Source organism: Mycobacterium sp. ZZG (genome assembly GCF_054786995.1).
On the sequence record NZ_JBTBFV010000013.1, the window covers coordinates 87,034 to 108,716 of the forward strand.

Here is a 21,683-nt window from a genome sequence, read left to right on the forward strand (position 1 = left end):
GCCGCTGCGGCCACGAGGGAAAGGCGGCGTCCATGAGCCCGTCGAGAAGGCCGCGCGCACTGTTGGGCATCGCGGTCACCGGCTGCGCGGTCCTGGCCGCCGTCGCCTGCTCCACCACGCTGGCGGGCAGCCCGGTGTCCGTGTTCGACGACCCGTTCCGGGTGGCGGGGATGCCGGCCACCGACGGCCCGACCGGGTTGCGCCCCGGCGCCGAAGGCCCCGCACGCGATGTCCGCGACACTGACGGTGGCGCGATGGATGAGCTCGCCGCGAACGCGATCAGCGACATCGAAGACTACTGGGCGAGGGCCTACGAGGAGACCTTCGACGAGAGGTTCCGCCCGGTCGCCGAACTGATCTCGTGGGACGCCAACGGGTTTGACGGCGAGTTCTGCGGCGAGGACACCTACGGTCTGGTCAACGCCGGCTACTGCTACGCCGACCGGACCATCGGTTGGGACCGTGGCGAGTTGCTGCCCGGACTGCAGCGCGCACACGGGGACATCGGCGTGCTGATGGTTCTCGCGCACGAGTACGGGCACGCCGTCTCGCGGTTGGCCGGCCTGACGAAGAAGGACACGCCGACGCTGGTCGCCGAGCAGCAGGCCGACTGCTTCTCCGGCGCCTATATGCGCTGGGTCGCCGAGGACTCCTCACCGCGGTTCACGCTGAGCACCGGCGAGGGCCTCAACAACGTACTCGCCGGCGTCATCTCCGTCCGCGATCCGCTGCTGACCGAGGGCGATCCCGATGCCGGTGTCGACGAGCACGGTTCGGCATTCGAGCGGTTGTCGGCGTTCCAGTTCGGCTTCACCGACGGCCCGTCGGCGTGCGCGGGCATCGATCTGGCCGAGATCGACCAGCGGCGCGGAGACCTGCCGGTGCTGCTGCCCGAGGACCAGACGGGCGAGTTGCCGGTCACCGAGGACTCGGCCCGCTCGATCGTCGATGCGATGGGAATCCTGTTCTCGCCCAAGAACCCTCCCGCGCTGAGCTTCGATGCCGAGGCCGCGCGCAGCTGTCCGGACGCCCGGCCGAGCCCGCCCGCGTCCTTCTGCCCGGCGACCAACACGATCGTCGTCGATCTGCCCGCGCTCGAGGAGATGGGCGCACAGGCCGATCCCCGGGACGGCGGAAGCCTGGCCACCGGCGACAACATGGCCTACTCGGTGCTGGTGTCGCGGTACATGCTGGCGATCCAGCATGAACACGCTGGGGTGGCACTGGACAGCGCCGAGGCCGCGCTGCGGACCGCGTGTCTGACCGGGGTCGCGACGGTGAAGATGACCGAAGAAGTGACCACCCCCGACGGTGACACGGTCGCGCTCACCGCCGGCGACGTCGACGAGGCGGTCTCCGGCATTCTCACCAACGGGTTGGTCGCCAGCGATGTCAACGGGGAATCCGTGCCTTCGGGGTTCTCCCGCATCGACGCCTTCCGGCTGGGGGTCCTCAGCGACGCGGAGCGCTGCTTCAAACGCTTTCCGTGAGCCGGGGTCTGCGGCGGCGTCACGCCAAGGTGATCAGCCCTAGTTCGTTGTCGCCGGCCAGCAGCCGGTGATGGGGCAGCACCCGGACCGTGTACCCGACCGATCCGGCGATCGGCAGCGGTGTCGTCGCGGTGAAGATCTCGTCGCCGCTCTCGGCCGTGCCCGCGTGGTCCATCGGCACGATGGCCGGGTCGAGGAGCGAATCGCCGGCGTCGACGCGGCCCAGCACCGCCTGCACCGCCACCTCGTCGGGACGCAGGCGGCCGAGCGACACCGTCGCGGTCAGCGTCAGTTCCGAGCCCAGTAGCGGGGTGTCAGGCAGCCCGTAGCTGTCGACGTCGGTGATCTTGACGTGCGGCCAGGCCTGTCTGACCCGCCTGCGGTAGTCGGCGAGTTCGCGTGCCGCGCCGAAGGGCTGGCCGAACTCCGGTGCGCTGCCGGGCTCGATCACCTGTCGCAGCGCATGGGCCGCAGGCAGATAGTACTTCTCGGTGTAGTCGCGAACCATGCGGGAGGCCAACACCTTCGGCCCCAGCGTCTGCAACGTGTGGCGAACCATTTCGACCCACCGGGTCGGGACGCCGTTCTCGTCGCGGTCGTAGAACTTCGGTGCGACCGCACGCTCGAGCAGGTCATACAACGCCGCGGCCTCGAGGTCGTCGCGCCTGCCCTCGTCGGCCAGTCCGTCGGCAGTCGGTATCTCCCAACCGTTCTCACCGTCATACCACTCGTCCCACCACCCGTCGCGGATGGACAGGTTCAGGCCACCGTTGAGCGCACTCTTCATCCCCGAGGTGCCGCACGCCTCCAGCGGGCGCAGCGGGTTGTTCAGCCACACATCGCAACCGTGGTAGAGCTTGCGCGCCATCGAGATGTCGTAGTCGGGCAGGAAGGCGATGCGGTGGCGCAGGTCTTCCCGGTCGGCGAACCTCACGATCTGCTGGATCAGCGCCTTGCCGCCCTCGTCGGCGGGGTGCGATTTCCCGGCCACGATCAGCTGCATGGGGCGCTTGTCGTCGAGCAGCAATCTGGCCAGCCGTTCGGGATCGCGCAGCATCAGCGTCAGCCGCTTGTAGGTCGGCACCCGGCGAGCGAACCCGATGGTGAGTACGCCTGGATCGAAAGCGGTTGCCACCCAGCCGAGCTCGGCGTCAGAGGCACCACGCTCCAGCCAGGAGCGGCGCAGCCGGGCGCGGACGTCCTCGATCAGCTCGGCGCGCAGCTGCGAGCGGATCCACCACAGATGTCCCGAATCGACCTGCTGCAACCTCGACCAGGACTCGGTCTCACGCAGCGAGGTCAGGTCCTCGCTGCCGAGCAGCTCGCGTCCCAGCTCCATCCACTGCGGCGCCGCCCAGGTGGGCGCGTGCACGCCGTTGGTGATCGACCCGATCGGAACCTCGCCCGGGTCGAAACCCTGCCACAGATCGTTGAACATCACCCGGCTCACCCGCCCGTGCAGCAGGGACACCCCGTTGGCGCGCTGGGCCAGGCGAAGGCCCATGTGCGCCATGTTGAATTTCGTCGGGTCATCCTCGGCGCCGAAGGCGAGGATGCGTTCCAGCGGCACCCCGGGCAACAGCGGGGAGCCGCCCACCGCGGGCGCGCCGAGCTCAGGCCCGAAATACCGTTCCACCATCTCGACCGGGAACCGGTCGATGCCCGCGGCGACCGGGGTGTGGGTGGTGAACACGGTGGACGCCCGGACCACCGACAGCGCGGTGTCGAAGTCCAGACCGGCCTCGATCAGCTCACGGATGCGTTCGGCGCCCAGGAACCCGGCGTGGCCTTCGTTCATGTGGAAGACCTCCGGGGCGGCCAGGCCTTCCAGTTCGGTGAACGCGCGGATGGCGCGCACACCGCCGATACCGGCCAGGATCTCCTGCCGGATTCGGTGCTCCTGGTCACCGCCGTACAGCCGGTCGGTGACAGAGCGCAGCTCGTGCTCGTTCTCCGGGATGTCAGAGTCCAACAGCAGCAACGGAATTCGACCGACCTGCGCAATCCAGATCCGTGCCGAAAGCTGCGCACCGTCGGGCAGCGCCAGCTCGACGAGGACCGCGGCGCCCCGCGCATCGGTCAACAGCCGCAGCGGCAGACCCTGCGGATCCAGCGCCGGATAGGCCTCGTGCTGCCAACCGTCGGCGGTCAGCGACTGGCGGAAGTACCCGCAGCGGTAGTACAGGCCCACGGCGATCAGCGGCAGTCCGAGGTCTGAGGCCGACTTCAGGTGATCGCCGGCCAGGATTCCGAGGCCACCCGAATAGTTCGGCAGCACCTCGGCCACGCCGAACTCCATCGAGAAGTACGCGATGCCCCGCGGCGGTTCCGCATCCTGTTGGTCGCCGAGCTGCTGGTACCACAGCGGCCTGCTCAGGTAGTCGTCGAGGTCGGCGGCCAGCGCATCGAGGCGCCGGACGAAGGATTCGTCGGCGGCCAGCTCCTCCAACCGGGCGGGACCGACCTGACCGAGCAGCGCCACCGGGTCTCCACCGACCTGTTCCCACAGCCTCGGGTCGATCGCCTCGAACAGATCCTGGGTCGGTTTGTCCCAGGACCAGCGCAGATTGACAGAGAGCCGCTCGAGCGCGGACAACTGTTCGGGAAGGTGGGCACGGACGGTGAATCTGCGGAGAGCTTTCACGCGTGGTCACCTTACTGCCGCGCGGCGTCCTCCGGTGGGATGATCATCCGCCCCGGCCGGCGGACCCGATGACCGACGAAAGGTTGAGTCGGACACTACGGTGGGTATAGGCGCGACAGGGCTTTGAGCCGGGCCTGCGGACGGGGACAGGACCACACCGGCCGAGCAGGTTGAGAACGAGGCAACGACGCGCGGTGCACGCCGTGCGGTGCTGATCGAGTGGTAGGGAGTGCCAGGGAGTGATCGCGTGACCGCCGGTCGAATCGAGATCGATGACGTCCAGCCCGTGGTGTCGGAAGGGCGCTTCCCCGCCAAAGCGGTCGTCGGCGAGGTTGTCCCGGTGTCGGCAACGGTGTGGCGGGAGGGCCACGACGCGGTGGCGGCAACCCTGGTGGTCCGCTACCACGGCACGGCCTATCCCGCGTTGGCCGACGAGCCCCCGGGCCGGGTCCGCTCCACCGAGGCGGTGCCGATCCAGGAGGTCGTCACCCCCGGACCGCGGGTGCGGCCGCTGGCCCTGCCGATGGCCCCGGGTCGCACCCCCGACGTGTTCCACGGCCAGTTCACTCCGGACGAGGTCGGACTGTGGACGTTTCGGGTGGACGGCTGGGGTGACCCGATCGCGACGTGGCGCAAGAACGTGACGGCGAAACTCGACGCGGGTCAGAGCGAGGGCGAGCTGAACAACGACCTGCTGATCGGGGCCCGTCTGCTGGACCGCGCCGCGACGGGCGTGCCCCGTCAGGACCGCTACCCGCTGGCGGAGGCGGCCGCCCGGCTGCGCGAGCCGGGCGATCCGTACTACCGCGCCGGCGCTGCGCTGGCCCCCGACCTGGTGGCGCTGCTCGATCAGTACCCGCTGCGCGAGCTCGTCACCCGCGGCAAGCAGTACGGCATCTGGGTGGACCGCCCGCTGGCGCGGTTCAGCTCCTGGTATGAGTTGTTCCCGCGCTCCACCGGCGGGTGGGACAGTTCCGGCCATCCTGTGCACGGGACGTTCGCCACCGCCACCAAGGCGTTGCCGCGGGTGGCCCGGATGAACTTCGACATCGTCTATCTGCCGCCGATCCATCCGATCGGCAAGGTGCACCGCAAGGGGCGCAACAACAGCGTCACCGCCGCACCGGGGGATGTCGGATCGCCGTGGGCGATCGGCAGCGACGAGGGCGGCCACGACGCCGTCCACCCGGACCTGGGCACCATCGAGGACTTCGACGAGTTCGTCAGCGCCGCACGCGACGAGGGGCTCGAGGTCGCACTGGACCTGGCGCTGCAGTGCGCGCCGGACCATCCGTGGGCCCGTGAGCACCCCGAGTGGTTCACCGTGCTGCCCGACGGCACGATCGCCTACGCGGAGAACCCGCCGAAAAAATACCAGGACATCTACCCGCTGAATTTCGACAACGATCCCGCCGGGCTCTACGAGGAAGTGCTGCGGGTGGTCAAGTTCTGGGTGTCGCACGGCGTCAAGGTGTTTCGGGTCGACAACCCGCACACCAAGCCGCCCAACTTCTGGGCCTGGCTCATCGGGGAGGTGAAGAACACCGATCCTGACGTGCTGTTCTTGGCCGAGGCGTTCACCCGGCCGGCGCGACTGTTCGGACTGGCCAAGCTCGGGTTCACGCAGTCCTACACATATTTCACCTGGCGAACCGCCAAGTGGGAGCTGATCGAGTTCGGTGAGTCGATCGCCGAGCACGCCGACTACAGCAGGCAGAGCCTGTGGGTGAACACCCCCGACATCCTGCACGAGAGCTTGCAGCACGGCGGTCCGGGCATGTTCGCGATCCGGGCCGTGCTCGCGTCGACGATGAGCCCCACCTGGGGCATGTACTCCGGCTTCGAACTGTTCGAGCACCGCGCCGTGCGCGAGGGCAGTGAGGAGTACCTGAACTCGGAGAAGTACGAGTTGCGGCCCCGCGACTTCGAGGCAGCGCTGTCCGACGGCGAATCGCTGGAGCCATTCATCACCCGGCTCAACGAAATCCGCCGCCTGCACCCGGCTCTGCAGCAGATGCGCACCATCAAGTTCCACCACGTCGACAACGATGCGCTGCTGGCCTACAGCAAGTTCGATCCCGTCTCGGGCGATCAGGTGCTTGTGGTGGTGACTCTCAACCCGTTCGGCCCGGAGGAGGGAACGCTGTGGCTGGACATGGAGGCGCTGGGCATGGACCTGCAGGACCGCTTCTGGGTGCGCGACGAGATCTCGGGCGAGGAATACCAGTGGGGCCAGAGCAATTACGTGCGTCTGGAGCCGGCCAAAGCCGTGGCCCACGTGTTCAACATGCCCCAGGTTCCCGCCGACCAACGAGCCAACCTTCTGCGTAGGGAGTGACGACATGACCAACGCGTCCAATATCCAGAATCAGGTGGACAGCCCGCACCTGCGGCCGCACACCGCCGACCTGAACCGGCTGCTGGCCGGCGAGCACCACGACCCGCATTCGGTCCTCGGCGCGCATGAATACGACGATCACACCGTGATCCGCGCCTTCCGGCCGCACGCCGTAGAGGTGGTCGCGGTGATCGGCGGCACGCGATATCCGTTGCGCCACATCGAGGCAGGCCTGTTCGCCGTCGCGGTCCCGTTCGTCAATCTGATCGACTACCGGTTCGAGATCAAGTACTCCGAAGACGAGTCGGCCTTCGTGCACACCGTCGCCGATGCCTACCGGTTCCTTCCGACCCTCGGCGAGGTCGACCTGCACCTGTTCTCCGAGGGCCGGCACGAACGGCTCTGGGAGGTCCTCGGGGCGCACCCGCGCAGCTTCACCACCCCCGACGGTGAGGTCACCGGGGTGTCGTTCGCGGTGTGGGCGCCGAACGCCAAGGGTGTGAGCGTCACCGGCGATTTCAACCACTGGGGCAACGAGGCGCAGATGCGCGTGCTCGGCTCCACCGGCGTGTGGGAGCTGTTCTGGCCCAACTTCCCTGACGGCGGGCTCTACAAGTTCCGGGTGCACGGCGCCGACGGGGCGGTCACCGACCGCGCCGATCCGATGGCGTTCGCGACCGAAGTCCCTCCGCAGACCGCCTCGCGCGTGTTCGAGAGCGACTACACGTGGAACGACGAGGAGTGGATGAGCGGGCGGGCGCTGCGCAATCCCGTCTTCGAACCGATGAGCACCTACGAGGTGCACCTGGGCTCATGGCGGCCCGGACTGAGCTATACCGAGCTGGCCGAGCAGCTCACCGCTTATGTTGTTGAGCACGGCTTCACCCACGTCGAGATGCTGCCGGTGGCCGAGCATCCGTTCGGGGGTTCCTGGGGATACCAGGTCACCTCGTACTATGCGCCGTCGTCGCGGTTCGGCACTCCCGACGAGTTCCGCTACCTCGTCGACGCGCTGCACCGGGCCGGCATCGGCGTGATCGTGGACTGGGTGCCCGCCCACTTCCCGAAGGACGCGTGGGCGCTGGGCCGCTTCGACGGCACCGCGCTCTACGAGCACGGCGATCCCCGCCGCGGCGAGCAATTGGACTGGGGCACTTATGTGTTCGACTTCGGTCGAGCCGAGGTGCGCAACTTCCTGGTGGCGAACGCGCTGTACTGGCTGCAGGAGTTCCACGTCGACGGGCTCCGCGTGGACGCCGTCGCCTCGATGCTCTACCTCGACTATTCCCGCCCGGAAGGCGGCTGGTCGCCGAACATCTACGGTGGCCGCGAGAATCTCGAGGCCGTGCAGTTCCTGCAGGAGATGAACGCCACCGTGCACAAGATCAACCCCGGCATCGTCACCATCGCCGAGGAGTCGACCTCCTGGCCGGGCGTGACGCGCCCGACAAGCCTTGGCGGCCTCGGCTTTTCGATGAAGTGGAACATGGGATGGATGAACGACACGTTGGAGTTCATCAAGCGGGACCCGATCCACCGCAGCTACCACCACCACGAGATCACCTTCTCGATGCTGTACGCGTTCAGCGAGAACTACGTGCTGCCGATCAGCCACGACGAGGTGGTGCACGGCAAGGGCACGCTGTGGGGCCGGATGCCAGGCGACGATCACAGCAAGGCCGCAGGCATTCGCGGCCTGCTGGCCTACCAGTGGGCACACCCGGGCAAGCAGCTGCTGTTCATGGGCCAGGAATTCGGCCAGCGTGCCGAGTGGTCCGAGGAGCGCGGGGTCGACTGGTTCCAGCTCGACGAGCAGGGCTTCTCCGACGGAATTCTGCGAATGCTCACCGATGCCAACGAGATCTACCGCACGCGCCGGGCGTTGTGGTCGCGGGACACCCAACCCGAGGGCTACTCCTGGATCGACGCGAACGACTCCGCCAACAACGTGCTGAGCTTCCTGCGGTTCGGCGACGACGGCTCGATGATGGCGTGCGTGTTCAATTTCTCGGGCTCAGAGCACACCCGCTACCGGTTGGGGCTGCCGCATGCGGGCAAGTGGCGCGAGGTGCTCAACACCGATTCCGATACCTATCACGGTTCGGGCATCGGCAACTACGGTGCCGTGGAGGCCACCGACGAGCCGTGGCACGGCAGGCCGGCCTCAGCGGTGATGGTGCTGCCGCCCCTGACCGCGCTGTGGTTCGAGCCCGAAAAACCTTGACCGACTTTGCGGCGAAATCGCATTCCACGCGCCAAATCCCGAGTCGGGGCCGCATGGAATGCGATTTCGGCGGGATCAGTAGAGGGCGTTGGCCAGATTGCGCCGCCCCGCGATGACGTCCGGGTCGGCTGGGTCGAACAGATCGAAGAGCTCGATGAGGCGGGTGCGCACCCGGGTGCGGTCGTCGCCTTCGGTGCGCTTCACCAGAGCGGTCAGCCGCGCGAACGCGGCGGCGACATCCTGCTGCATGACCTCGACGTCGGCGGCGGCGAACGCGGCGTCGATGTCGTCGGGTGCCGCATCGGCCGCGGCGATCGCGTCCCGGGAATGCGTGGTCGCACGCTGCAGGAACTCGATCTGACGCACTGCGCCCTTGGCCTCGGGATGATTCGGGTCGGCGTCGAGGATCGCCTGGTACGCGTTGCGTGCGGCGTCGAAATCCCCGGCGTCGAGATGGGCGCGCGCCTGCTCAACCTCGGGATCGACCGCTTCAGCGCCGTCTGCATCGCCGGCACCCCCGGCGAGCTTGCCGGCTGTTGCGCTCAGCAGGGAGTCGATCCAGCGCCGCAGCTGCTCGGGCGGCTGCATGCCCTCGAAACTGGACAGCGGTCGGCCCGCGGCCAACGCCACAACGGTCGGCACCGCCTGCACACCGAACATCTGCGCGACGCGCGGCGTGGTGTCGACATTGACCGAGGCGAAGGCCCACTTGGGGCCGTCGGCGGCGGCCAGCGCGGACAGCGCCTCACCGAGTTGGACACTGGAATCGCTGCGCGGCGACCACAGCAGCACGACGACGGGCACCTCGGTGGAGCGCGCCAGCACCTCGGCTTCGAGGTTGGCTTCGGTGATCTCCACGCCACCCGGGTTCCCTGCCGGCGCGCTATCGCCGGCCGCGGGGCGTTGCTTGAGCGCCGACAGGTCGACAGCTCCCGTCAGCGCAGACGAAATTCGGGGTCCAGGTCGAGTCACATCTCAAGTCTGTCACGTCGTTTCGGGTACCGGCGCGCCCGGTCGAGGAAGCCCGTCGGAAACCGGCTGGGATCCCATCCGACCACTGCGATCAGCCCATATGAGGAAGATCACACTACCTAACGGTACGATGCTGCCCAGCAACGCCAGCAACCACGTCCCGACACCCCATTTGTTCAAGATCCCGACGACGAGCGCGGCCACCCCGAACGCGACGAACACGCCGCCGTGCACCGGGCCGAACACCTTCACACCGATCTCGGTCTGCGGTGAGCCCAGGTACTTGAAGTACATACCGAGCAGCAGTCCGACCCAGCTGACCGCCTCGGCAAAAGCGATCAACCGGAACCAGCCCGCCGCGCTGCGGAGGTCGTAAGCGCTAGTCATGCCGGCCATTGTGCCCGACCGCACGACCAGCTACTACACCGCGTCGTTGATGCGAGTTGCTCAGGGCCTGCGCAGGATCAGGGCGTCACCCTGCCCGCCGGCGCCGCACAGCGCGGCCACCGCGTAGCCCGAACCGCGACGAGCCAACTCCAGCGCGGCGTGCAGCGTGATCCGCGCGCCGGACATCCCGATCGGGTGACCGATAGCGATGGCGCCGCCGTTGGTGTTCACCTTCTCAGCGTCGATCCCCAACTCCTTGGTCGACGCGAGCGCCACGGCGGCGAATGCCTCGTTGATCTCGACGACGTCGAGCTGGTCGACCGAGATGCCTTCCTTGGTCAGCGCCTTCTTGATCGCGTTGGCCGGCTGGCTCTGCAGCGTCGAATCCGGACCGGCCACCACGCCGTGGGCACCGATCTCGCACAGCCAACTCAGCCCCAACTCCTCGGCCTTGGCCTTGCTCATCACCACGACCGCGCATGCGCCGTCGGAGATCTGCGACGCCGAACCGGCGGTGATGGTGCCGTCCTTGCGGAACGCGGGCTTCAGGCCCGAGAGCGACTCGGCGCTGGTATCGGCGCGGATGCCCTCGTCCTCGCTGAACTCGATCGGGTCGCCCTTGCGCTGCGGGATCTTGACGGGCACCACCTCGTCGGCGAAGACCCCGTCCTTCCACGCCCTGGCCGCCTTCTGATGCGACGACGCCGCGTACTCGTCCTGCTCGGCGCGGGTGAACCGGTCGACGTCGTTGCGCTGCTCGGTCAGCGCGCCCATCGGCTGATCGGTGAACACGTCGTGCAAACCGTCGTAAGCCAGGTGATCGAGCGCCGTGACGTCGCCGTACTTGTACCCTGACCGGCTGTTCATCAGCAGGTGCGGGGCCTGGGTCATCGACTCCTGACCACCGGCGACGATGACGTCGAACTCACCCGCCCGGATCAGCTGATCGGCCAGCGCGATCGCATCGATGCCCGACAGGCACATCTTGTTGATCGTCAGCGACGCCACGTCCCACGGGATGCCGGCAGCCACCGCAGCCTGCCGCGCCGGCATCTGGCCGGCGCCGGCCGTCAACACCTGGCCCATGATCACGTACTCGACCGCGGAGGCGGGAACGTTCGCCTTCTCCAGCGCGCCGGCGATCGCCACGGCACCGAGATCACTGCCCTTGAAATCCTTGAGCGAACCCATCAGCTTGCCCACCGGGGTACGCGCTCCAGCAACGATCACTGACGTCGTCATGACGACCTCCACACTTGTTTCGGATGGCTGGAAAGAGGCTATACGTGCGCACCGGCCTATTCGAAACTGATCTTGTTAGGTTACCTTTACGTTATGACCGCCGAGCAGACTGACGCCCGTCCGGCATTGGCCACCGCGCTGGTGACCGGGATTGACCATGTCGGCATCGCCGTCCCCGATCTGGACGTGGCGATCAAGTGGTATCACGACCACCTGGGCATGATCGTGCTCCATGAGGAGATCAACGAGGAGCAGGGTGTCCGCGAGGCGATGCTGTCGGTGCGCGGCGCGCCGGTGGGCAGCGCACAGATCCAGTTGATGTCGCCGCTGGACGAGACCTCGACGATCGCCAAGTTCATCGACAAGCGGGGCCCCGGCCTGCAACAGCTGGCCTACCGAACCAGCGACATCGACGCGCTCAGCGAGCGCCTGCGTGAGCAGGGCGTCCGGCTGCTGTACGACACCCCGCGGCGCGGCACCGCGAACTCGCGGATCAATTTCATCCATCCGAAGGACGGCGGCGGCGTGCTGATCGAGCTGGTCGAGCCCGCCAAGGATTCGGCAGCGCACTAGGACCACCGGCGGGTCGGACCGCGCGTGGCGCGGTGCGTCCAGCACGACGTGTGCCAGTGACGCCGATCGTCCATCCCTTCCGGATCGTCGACCGGCCACACGACGACGTGCGCCGTGCCCGGCCGAATCTCGTGATCGCACCCCGGACACCGGTAAGCCTTGGCCGCCCGCGCGCCCGGCACCGTGCGGACCTCATAGTCGTAGCCGTCGGAGCCCGCCTCGATGCGCCGCGGCGCGGGCAGCGGGTCACGCACCGGCGCTCGTTTGCGCGGAGTGCGCCGCCTGCCCATCAGAACAGTCGGAACTCGTCGTTGTCCATGCCCCTCATCTTGTCGTAATCCAAAGTCACACATCGGATTCCACGATCAGTTGCCAGAGTGCGGGCCTGCGGCTTTATCTGCTGGGCGGCGAACACCCCGGCGACGGGCGCCAGCAGTGAGTCCCGGTTGAGCAGTTCGAGGTAGCGGGTGAGTTGTTCGACCCCGTCGATCTCGCCCCGGCGCTTGATCTCCACAGCGACCGAGCGGCCCCGCTCGTCCCGGCACAGCAGGTCGACCGGCCCGATCGGGGTCATGTACTCGCGACGCACCAATGTGTAGCCGGCGCCGAGGAGTTCGACGTGCTCGGCGAGCAGGGCCTGCAGATGCGCCTCGACGCCGTCCTTGACCAGACCCGGGTCGACACCCAACTCGTGGGAGGAGTCGTGCTCGATCCCCTCCACCGTGATCCGCAGCTGCTCCCCCGCCTTGTTCTCGACCACCCAGACCGGCGCTTCGCCATCGGGCTGCTCGATGATCCAGCAGGGAGGAGACATCCAGTTCAGGGGCTTGTAGGCACGGTCGTCGGCATGCACGCTGACCGACCCGTCTGCCTTGAACAGCAACAGCCGCCGGGCCGAAGGCAGGTGAGCGGTGAGTCGTCCGACGTAGTCCACGGTGCACTGGGCGATGACGAGGCGCACGGAACCACCATAGATGGCGGACGAAGTGTCACTAGGCTGACGCCACAATGAACGCGACGAAGAGCGTGCCGCACCGGTTGGGTCGAGTGCTTGAGAGGGTGACGCGACAGAGCGGGCGCCTGGGGACGCCGGACTACGGGTCCTGGCTGCTGGGCAAGCCGGAGGAAAGCCAAGCTCGCCGACGCGTCCGCATCCAGGTCATCCTGACGTTCCTTCTCCTGTTCACCAACATCCTGGGCATCGCGGTGTCGCTGTTGCTCAACACGGTCGCCATCCCGGTGCCCAGTGTCTTCTCCGACGCCCCCGCGTGGCTGACCTTCGGCGTCGTGCCCGCCTACATGGTGCTGGCCCTGGTTTTCGGCACGGCGTGGATCACCTCGCGGACCGTCGGGTCGTTGCGCTGGGCGATCGAAGAGCGCAGGCCGACGCGCACCGATCAGCGCAACGTGTTCCTCGCCCCGTCGCGGGTGGCGCAGGTGCTGCTGCTGCTCTGGGGTTTCGGCGCTGCGCTGCTGACGCTGCTGTACGGCCTGCAGGACACGGCCTTCATCCCGCGGTTCCTGTTCGCGGTGGGCTTTCCGGGCATCGTGGTCGCGACCGCGTGCTACATGATCACCGAGTTCGCGTTGCGCCCGATCGCCGCGCAGGCGCTCGAGGCGGGCCGGCCGCCGCGCCGGCTGGCGCACGGTGTGATGGGCCGGACCATGACCGTGTGGCTGCTGAGTTCCGGGGTGCCCGTCCTCGGCATCCTGCTGCTCGCGATATTCGCGCTGGCCCTGCAGAATCTGAGCTCGACGCAGTTCGCCATAGCAGTGATGATCATCGCGCTGGTCGCCCTGCTCTTCGGGTTGATCCTGATGTGGCTGCTGTCATGGCTCATCGCCACCCCGGTGCGCGTCGTGCGGGCCGCGCTCCAGCACGTGGAGGACGGCGATCTGGACTGCAACCTGGTGGTGTTCGACGGCACCGAACTCGGTGAGCTGCAGCGCGGCTTCAACTCGATGGTGCACGGCTTACGCGAACGCGAGCGGGTGCGCGACCTTTTCGGCCGGCACGTCGGCCGCGAAGTCGCCCTGGCCGCCGAGAAGCAGCAGATAGAACTCGGCGGCGAGGAACGCCACGCGGCCGTCATCTTCATCGACATCATCGGTTCAACCCAGCTCGTCACGAGCAGGCCCGCCGCCGAGGTCGTCGAGTTGCTCAACCGGTTCTTCGACGTGGTCGTCGACGAGGTCGACAACCACCACGGGCTGGTGAACAAGTTCGAGGGCGACGCGGTCCTGGCGGTGTTCGGCGCGCCCGTCGCGCTGGACAACGCCGAGACCGAGGCGCTCTCGGCAGCCCGCGCGATGGCGCGGCGGCTGCGCACCGAGGTGCCGGAGTGCGCCGCGGGCATCGGCGTAGCGGCCGGCCAGGTGGTGGCGGGCAATGTCGGGGCCAAGGAACGTTTCGAGTACACGGTGATCGGTGAGCCGGTCAACGAAGCCGCGAGATTGAGCGAACTGGCCAAGAACGAGCCTCACCTGCTGGTGGCCTCGGCCGACGCGGTCGAGGGCGCGACCGAGTCCGAGCGTGCGCACTGGCAGCTGGGTGAGACCGTGACGCTGCGCGGGCACGATCAGCCCACGCGGCTGGCCACCCCGGCCGGTGAACCGTAGGTCACCGCGAAGGACGGGACCGCCTCGGTTGGCAAACCTGCCCCGGATCGGCATGTCCCAACCGGAAATCGGTCGGTGTCCGGATTCGTGATGTACAGCGACGGCCAACGACGTCGAGCATGGTGGGGACGAGCCGGGAGAGGCGGTTGAGGATGACGATCAGTGTGGCCGAGCGCGCGGAGCTGCGCAGTGCGGTCGGTGAACTGTTGGCCGACAAGTGCACCGAGGCCGACGTGCGGCGGGTGATGAACTCCGAGGAGGGCTTCGATCGCGAACTGTGGGGTCGATTGGCCGATCAGGGTGTGCTGGGCATGCTCGTCGACGCCGACTTCGGCGGGCTGGGTTTCGGTGCTCTGGAACTCGAAGCCGTCGCCGAGGAGACCGGCGCCGCGCTGCTTCCGGGACCGTTCATCTCCAGCGCCGTGCTGACCGTCGCATTGATCAACGCAGCGGGTTCCGACGAGGACAAGCAGCGATTGCTGCCCTCTCTGGCCGACGGCGCTGCCATCGGCACCGTGGCCCTGACAGGCCGGACCGGTTCGTGGACGGCCGACGGCGTGGACGTGCAAGCGGGTGCCGACGGCACCCTCACCGGCGCCGCGCACTACGTCACGTGGGGGCAGGTCGCCGACGTCGTGCTGGTCGTCGCCCGCACCGACGACGGTGTCGGCGTGTTCGAGGTGGACACGGCCGCACCAGGTTTCGACCGGGCCGCGGTCACCGTGTTCGACCCGACCGTGCGTCTGTCCACCTACACGTTCACCAACACCCCCGCGCGCCGCCTCGGCACCGCGGGCTGGGAGGCCGTCCAGGAGGCATTGGACTTCGCAGTGGTCGCGTCGGCCGGTGAGCAGGTCGGCGGCACGCGGCGCATCTTCGACATCACCATCTCCTACCTCAAGACCCGGTTCCAGTTCGGCCGGGCGATCGGTAGCTTCCAGGCACTCAAGCACATGGCAGCCGATCTGCTGTTGGAGGTCGAGTCGGCCACCTCGGCGGCGCAGAACGCCGCGGCATACATTGCCTCCACCGACAACACGGCCGACAGCACTGCCGAGGCGCGTGCCGGGGCGGTCGCGCTGGCCGGGTTCGCCTGCGCCGAAGCCTATGTGAAGACCACCATGGCTGCGGTGCAGATGCACGGCGGCATCGGCTTCACCTGGGAGCACCCCGCGCACCTGTACGTCCGTCGGGCCCGCAGCGGCCTGCAACTGTTCGGCGGCTCGGCTTCGCACCGCGAACGCTACCTGCTCTCGAAGGGCGCATGACCATGAGCGACAACAATCTGCCCAGCTCCGACGAACTGCGCGCCGAGGTCCGCCAATGGCTGGCACAGAAGTGGACCGGTGTCACGCTGCCCAAGTCCGATGACCCGTGGGTCAGCCCGCCCGAGCGGATCGCGTGGCTGGACAAGGTCGTCGAGGCCGGCTACGGCGCACCCACCTACCCCACCGAGTGGTATGGCCGGGCGTACCCGAACCAACTCGCCAAGGTGATCGCCGAGGAGTTCCGCGCGGTCCGCGCGCCCGGCGCCTGCCAGGACCAGTTCAGCATCCCGGCCAACACGACGCTCGCGTTCGGCACCGATCGACTCAAGGCCGATCTGCTGCGGGACTTCCTGACCGAGAAGTCGCGCACCTGTCTGCTCTACAGCGAGCCCGGCGCCGGTTCGGATCTGGCCGGTGTGCGTACCACCGCGGTGCGCGACGGCGACCAGTGGATCATCAACGGCCAGAAGGTGTGGACCTCGGGTGCACAGACCTGCGACTACGCGCTGTTGATCGCGCGGACCGACTGGGATGTGCCCAAGCACCAGGGCATCACGTTCTTCATCGTGCCGATGAAGCAGCCCGGTATCGAGGTGCGCCCGCTCATCCAGATCACCGGTGAATCGCACTTCCACGAGGTGTTCATCACCGATGCGTTGGTGCCCGACGCCTACGTCGTCGGCGGCGTCGGCAACGGCTGGCGAGTGCTGCAGACCGCCCTGGCCTACGAGCGCTCCATCATGGGTTCCAGCAGTCGGATCGGCCGCAACAGCTCCAAGGCCAACGGCCTGGTCGAACTGGCCCGCGAGCATGGCCGTCTCGACGTCGCCGCGATCCGCCGGTCGCTGGCCGACGTGCTGGCATTGCGAGAACTGAACAGTCTCAACAATGCTCGCGCCAAGGCCGACGCCAAGCAGGGGACCTCCAGCCCGGTCATGTCGCTGGGCAAGCTGGCCATGTCTGCCATCCTGCACGCCGAGGCACGGTTGAAGACCGACATCATCGGCGCCCAGGCGCTGCTGGCCGGGGCCGAGAACCCGGAGGCCGACGACGTCAACTTCCTGACGCTCAACGCGTTCTTCACCTCGATCGGTGGCGGCACCGACCAGATTCAGCGCAACATCATCGGCGAGCGGGTCCTCGGGCTGCCCAAGGAGCCCGAAGTCGACCGCGACATCGCGTTCCGCGAGATCCGGAAGAACTGATCAGATGAGTTACGACCCACCGCTTTCCGGTGTTCGGATCCTTGATCTGAGCACCGGTCCGATGACAGCTGTCGCGCGCCTTCTCGCCGACCTGGGCGCCGAGATCACCGTGGTACAGCTGCATGGCATCACCGACGATGCGACGGTCGGCCCGTACATCGACGGCGTGCCGATCGGCACCGCGATCAACCGCAACGGCATGCCCGTCGTCGAGGTGGACGCGTCGACTCCGGCCGGCCGGCAGACGTTCGCCGGACTGCTCGACCGCGCCGACATCCTGATCGAGAACACCCGTCCCGGCTCGCAGGCCGAGGCGGCTCTGGAGGTGCGCACCATCCGCGCCCAGCACCCCGATCTGGTGATCCTGTCGATCAGTGATTTCGGGCGCGATTCGGAGTACCGCACGTGGCAGGCGACTAGCCCTGTGCTGCACGCACTTTCGAGCGAGCTGTCGCGGTCCGGCATTCCCGGGCGGGAGCCGCTGATCCCACCCGCAGATCTGCCGTACCAGGTGGCGGCCGGGCAGGCCGCGGTGATGACGCTGAGTGTGTTCCTGGACCGGTTACGCACCGGCGAAGGCGATCTGATCGACTTCGCGGTCCTCGACGGCGCGATGCAGGCCCTCGATCCGCCGTTCGGGTCTGCGGGCAGCGCGTCGGCCGGTGTCGCGGTCAGCGCCCAGCAGCGCGACTGGAATGCCGAGAAGCAGCGCTACCCGATCATCGGATGCAAGGACGGGCACGTTCGCATCTGCATCCTGTCGAAGCGGCAGTGGCACGGCATGTTCACGTTGATGGGCAAGCCCGAAGAGTTCGCCGATCCGTCCTACGACAAGCTCGGAAAGCGTTTCAGGTCACCACATCTTCTCGAAGCGATCGAACGCTTCTGCGCCGACAAGACGCGCGCGGAACTGGAAACTCAGTGCCAGGCGCACGGTGTGCCCGCGGCGGCGGTTCTCACGCTGTCGGAAGCACTCGATGCCGAACACTTCACCACCCGCGGTTTCTTCCACGACGCGGAACTGGCCCCCGGTGTGGTGGCGCCGATTCCGGCGGGCGTCAGCGAGATCGACGGCCATCGGGCCAGCGCGCTGAACGTGCCGGCGACCGCGGCACCGCGCCCGTCGGAGGCGCCGCTGCTGGCCGCTCGCGACCGCCAGGGCCAGGGTCTGCCGCTCGGCGGTGTCCGCGTCCTCGATCTCGGCGTGATCGTCGTCGGAGCCGACACCGCAAGGCTTTTCGGTGACCTCGGCGCCGACGTGGTCAAGATCGAACATTCCGCACATATGGACGGCCTGCGGATCGGCAGACCGACAGCGATGACGCAGCCGTTCGCGGCGGGCCACCGAAACAAGCGGTCGATCGGCATCGACCTGCGCCTGGAGGAGGGCCGGGAACTCGCGCACCGACTCGTGACGCAGTCGGATGTGGTGCTGACGAACTACAAGCCAGGTGTGGCCGAAGCACTCGGAATGGACTACGCGACGCTGCGCCGGATCAACCCGAACATCGTGGTGGTCGACAGTTCCGCGTTCGGCCCGACGGGCCCGTGGGCCAAGCGGTTGGGCTACGGCCCGCTGGTGCGCGCCGCGGTGGGTTTCACGAATCTGTGGACCTACCCGGGCGAAGTCGACACGTTCTGCGACACCGTCACCGTCTACCCCGACCACGTGGCCGCGCGGATCGGGACGCTGTCGGCACTGGCGTTGCTGCTGCGGCGCGAGCGCACCGGCGAGGGCGGCGCGGCCAGCATCTCGCAGGCTGAGGTGATGCTGAGCCACCTCGCCGCCGACATCGCCGCCGATGCGCTGCAGCGCGCAGGGCACACCGACACCGGCACGGTGGCCGCGGACAGCCCGTGGGGCCTGTATCGCACCGCCGGTGACGACCAGTGGGTCGCGATCACCGTGCGCGACGACACCGACCGCCGCGCGCTGGCCGGCGTCGTGGGCCACTCCGCGCAACAGTCTGCCTCGCTGGACGAGGCCGTGCGCGTCTGGACCGCGCAACGGTCGCATCTGGACGCGATGACCGTATTGCAGGCCGCGGGTGTACCGGCCGGCGCGGTGCTGCACGCCCATGAGATCCCGGGGTGGGGCTACTACGAGCAGCGCCGCGCGTTCCGCGAGGAACTGCACCCGCATGGAACCGAGCCGTTCATGATGGAGAACGTCCAGATCCACTGCGATCACGTGCCCGACCCGCCGCTGGGACAGGCGCCGTTGCTCGGTGAGCAGACCGCCGAGATCGCCACCGAACTGCTCGGGCTCGACGCCGCCGAGATCGCTGCGCTACTGGAGCGCGGTGTGCTGGAGAGCCCGGTGGTGGGGGTCCCCGCCCAGCCGTGATCAGGGCGGCGGCGCCGATCTCGTAGCATTCCAGGTGGCAGCAGCCCCACATGCGGATGCGACGGGAATGGACATCGACTTCACCAGGCTCAGGTATTTCGTCGCTGTCGCGGACGAACTGCATTTCAAGCGCGCTGCCGACAAGTTGATGATCACGCCTCCGCCGCTGAGCAAGCAGATCAAGCTGCTGGAGAAAGAACTCGGCGGACCGTTGTTCGAACGCGGCTACCACGAGGTGCGACTCAGCCCGCTCGGCCGGCAGTTGGTGGGTCCGGCGCGCGAGATCCTGCGCCAGGTTGAGGACTTCAGGTCGGCCGCGACCCGCGGGGTGCGCGGCCTGGCGCCGATCCGGGTCAGCGCGACGGCCTATGCCCCCTCGGACCTTCTCGCCGAACTGGAAGCCGTCATCGCGGGACTGCCGGTACCGACCGAGTTCAGCGTGCCGGGTTCCGCCGCCGAGGTCACCGCCAAGCTGATCGCCGGGCAGTCCGAACTCGGTCTGATCCACCTGCCCGCCACCGACAAGCGGCTCCGGCACAAGGTGGTGGCCAGCTACCAGGGCGGGATCGCCGTCCGGTTCGACGACCCGCTTGCGGCCAAGGACCTGGTGTCCATCGAGGAACTGCGCGACCGTGAAGTCGCCATCGACTTCGCCCGACCCAACCCGGTGGTGCTGGCCGGCCTCACGCGTCGGCTCAACCGCAGGGGCATCTACCGCATCGTGCGCACCACCAACCAGCGTGGCGGCGAGGTGGAGATGGCCACCCAGGTGTTCAACCGGCATCTGGTCGCGGTGGTCAGCTACGCCCCGGACTCGTTCATCGGCAAGATCTTCTCTCCGCCGGAGTTCAAGTTGATTCCCGTCGACGAAAGCACCTGGGGCCCTGCGGAAATCGCACTCTCCTGGGTACCCGAGCGGGTGCAGGCGCGGCTCGCCGAGGTCGAGTTGACCGTCGAGCAGATCGCCGACCGGTTGGGTCCGGTGCACCGCGGCGCCTGAACTCCGGCACACCGCCCTTAGGTGGCGACCTAAGTGTGTTCGCCCCAGAACAACGCGGACCGGCGGGACCGCGAACGACGATGTCGTTTTTCCGCTAGTTCTACCCCTGGCCCACGTGTCATCGTCGATGCGTGCACACCGACTTCGACCGCTGCTACCGGGCCGTGCAATCCAAGGATGCCCGGTTCGACGGCTGGTTCGTCACCGCTGTGCTCACCACAGGGATCTATTGCCGGCCGAGTTGCCCGGTCCGACCCCCGTACGCACACAACCTGCGCTTCTATCCGACCGCGGCGGCCGCCCAGCGGGCGGGTTTCCGGGCGTGCAAGCGATGCAGGCCCGACGCGTCACCGGGTTCACCGGAATGGAACATGCGCGGAGACGTCGTCGCCCGCGCGATGCGGCTGATCACCGACGGGACGGTTGACCGGGAAGGAGTCGCCGGCCTGGCCGCGCGGTTGGGATACACCGTGCGTCAGCTGGAACGGCTCACCCAGTCCGAGGTGGGAGCGACCCCTCTCGGGCTGGCGCGCGCCCAGCGCGCCCAGATGGCCCGGGTGCTGATCGAGACCACGGACATGCCCTTCACCGACGCCGCGTATGCGGCGGGGTTCTCCAGCATCCGGCAGTTCAACGACACCGTCCGCGCAGTCTGCGACATGACCCCCACGATGCTTCGCCGCCGCGCCAGGGCCCGCCGCGGCGGGGGCGGTGACGGCGGAACCGGCGTGGTGTCCCTGCGGTTGCCCGTGCGGGCGCCGTTCGCCTACGAGGGCCTGTTCGGCCATCTGGCGGCAAGCGCCGTACCGGGAGTGGAGGAAGTCAAAGAAGGGACCTACCGCAGGACTCTGCGGTTGCCGAACGGCCGGGGCATCGCAAGCCTGACACCCCACCCCGACCATGTGCGATGCCGGCTCGTCGTCGACGATTTCCGTGACCTGTCGGCGGCGATCGCGCGTTGCCGGCGCCTGCTCGACCTCGACGCCGATCCCGAGGCCGTCGTCAGCGCGCTGAGCGCCGACGAGGGGTTGGCCGCTCTGGTGGCCAAGGCGCCGGGACAGCGTATTCCACGGACGGTGGACGAACACGAGCTCGCCGTCCGGGTCGTCCTCGGCCAGCAGGTGTCGATGGCTGCGGCACGCACCCACGCCAGCCGACTCGTCCAGGCGTACGGGCGCCCGATCGACGATCCCGACGGCGGCCTCACCCACGTGTTCCCCTCCGTGACAGAGCTTTCCGCCATCGACTGTTGACCGTCTCTCGGGATGACGATCACGGGGTATGTGGACGTCATTGAGCGTGCTGATGTGGCCTGTGCCGCCGTTGTCGAATTGATCTTGTTCGTGTGCACCGTCAGTGTGACGAGGAACTGAT

The 21,683-nt window shown here is 67.9% G+C and carries 15 protein-coding genes and 1 pseudogene; 10 read left to right on the top strand and 6 right to left on the bottom strand.

Translation table 11 applies throughout. The features are described 5' to 3' along the window. The first annotated feature begins 32 nt into the window (after nt 1-32). The gene (locus tag ACXMYJ_RS10575) at nt 33-1,490 is read left to right on the top strand and encodes a neutral zinc metallopeptidase (RefSeq protein WP_460355965.1); all 1,458 of its coding nucleotides are present in this window, start codon (nt 33-35) and stop codon (nt 1,488-1,490) included. A gap of 19 nt (nt 1,491-1,509) precedes the next feature. On the opposite strand, the gene glgP is transcribed toward ACXMYJ_RS10575, so the two are convergent. Next, entirely contained in the window at nt 1,510-4,134 is a 2,625-nt protein-coding gene (gene glgP / locus ACXMYJ_RS10580; protein WP_260754602.1) for an alpha-glucan family phosphorylase, read from the bottom strand. 247 nt (nt 4,135-4,381) lie between these two features. On the opposite strand from glgP, the gene ACXMYJ_RS10585 reads away from it, so the two are divergent. Continuing rightward, a complete protein-coding gene (locus tag ACXMYJ_RS10585) occupies nt 4,382-6,472 on the top strand; it encodes an alpha-1,4-glucan--maltose-1-phosphate maltosyltransferase (RefSeq protein WP_460355967.1) in 2,091 nt (696 codons plus the stop codon). Nucleotides 6,473-6,476: 4 nt separating this feature from the next. After that, nucleotides 6,477-8,696: a 1,4-alpha-glucan branching protein GlgB gene (glgB, locus tag ACXMYJ_RS10590; RefSeq protein WP_460355970.1), complete on the top strand. Its 2,220-nt coding sequence runs from the start codon at nt 6,477-6,479 to the stop codon at nt 8,694-8,696. Between the two features lie 75 nt (nt 8,697-8,771). On the opposite strand, the gene ACXMYJ_RS10595 is transcribed toward glgB, so the two are convergent. From ACXMYJ_RS10595 to ACXMYJ_RS10605, 3 genes are read right to left on the bottom strand one after another with little or no spacing between them, the layout of a single operon-like run. After that, on the bottom strand, nt 8,772-9,668 hold the full coding sequence (locus tag ACXMYJ_RS10595) for a tetratricopeptide repeat protein (protein WP_260754605.1): 897 nt from the start codon (nt 9,666-9,668) through the stop codon (nt 8,772-8,774). A gap of 12 nt (nt 9,669-9,680) precedes the next feature. Further along, nucleotides 9,681-10,064 (bottom strand): DUF3817 domain-containing protein, encoded by a 384-nt coding sequence (locus ACXMYJ_RS10600; RefSeq protein ID WP_260758214.1) that lies wholly within the window; start codon nt 10,062-10,064, stop codon nt 9,681-9,683. 51 nt (nt 10,065-10,115) lie between these two features. Further along, nucleotides 10,116-11,297, bottom strand: a complete 1,182-nt coding sequence (locus ACXMYJ_RS10605) for an acetyl-CoA C-acetyltransferase (protein ID WP_443189169.1) — start codon at nt 11,295-11,297, stop codon at nt 10,116-10,118. 93 nt (nt 11,298-11,390) lie between these two features. Between ACXMYJ_RS10605 and mce the strand changes: the two genes are divergently transcribed. After that, complete coding sequence (gene mce / locus ACXMYJ_RS10610; protein ID WP_260754607.1) at nt 11,391-11,870, top strand: methylmalonyl-CoA epimerase; 480 nt, start codon at nt 11,391-11,393, stop codon at nt 11,868-11,870. Here the strand turns inward: mce and ACXMYJ_RS10615 are convergent. Then, entirely contained in the window at nt 11,867-12,160 is a 294-nt protein-coding gene (locus tag ACXMYJ_RS10615; protein WP_460355973.1) for a hypothetical protein, read from the bottom strand. The two genes, mce and ACXMYJ_RS10615, sit on opposite strands and share 4 nt — an antisense overlap. Next, nucleotides 12,160-12,831, bottom strand: coding sequence for an endonuclease NucS (nucS, locus tag ACXMYJ_RS10620; protein WP_260754609.1), 672 nt, complete (start codon nt 12,829-12,831; stop codon nt 12,160-12,162). Before nucS ends, ACXMYJ_RS10615 begins: the two co-directional genes overlap by 1 nt. Nucleotides 12,832-12,878: 47 nt before the next feature. On the opposite strand from nucS, the gene ACXMYJ_RS10625 reads away from it, so the two are divergent. The 6 genes and pseudogenes from ACXMYJ_RS10625 to ACXMYJ_RS10650 form a co-directional block, all read left to right on the top strand. Then, complete coding sequence (locus ACXMYJ_RS10625; RefSeq protein ID WP_460355975.1) at nt 12,879-14,489, top strand: adenylate/guanylate cyclase domain-containing protein; 1,611 nt, start codon at nt 12,879-12,881, stop codon at nt 14,487-14,489. 152 nt (nt 14,490-14,641) lie between these two features. Beyond that, nucleotides 14,642-15,757, top strand: a complete 1,116-nt coding sequence (locus ACXMYJ_RS10630; protein WP_460355978.1) for an acyl-CoA dehydrogenase family protein — start codon at nt 14,642-14,644, stop codon at nt 15,755-15,757. 2 nt (nt 15,758-15,759) lie between these two features. Then, the gene (locus tag ACXMYJ_RS10635) at nt 15,760-16,962 is read left to right on the top strand and encodes an acyl-CoA dehydrogenase family protein (RefSeq protein WP_460355981.1); all 1,203 of its coding nucleotides are present in this window, start codon (nt 15,760-15,762) and stop codon (nt 16,960-16,962) included. Nucleotides 16,963-16,966: 4 nt separating this feature from the next. Next, a complete protein-coding gene (locus tag ACXMYJ_RS10640; RefSeq protein ID WP_460355983.1) occupies nt 16,967-19,309 on the top strand; it encodes a CaiB/BaiF CoA-transferase family protein in 2,343 nt (780 codons plus the stop codon). 67 nt (nt 19,310-19,376) lie between these two features. Next, entirely contained in the window at nt 19,377-20,309 is a 933-nt protein-coding gene (locus tag ACXMYJ_RS10645) for a LysR family transcriptional regulator (protein WP_460355987.1), read from the top strand. Between the two features lie 131 nt (nt 20,310-20,440). Next, nucleotides 20,441-21,556 (top strand): annotated as a pseudogene (locus ACXMYJ_RS10650) (bifunctional transcriptional activator/DNA repair enzyme AdaA); the annotation flags it as partial. Between the last annotated feature and the right edge of the window lie 127 nt (nt 21,557-21,683).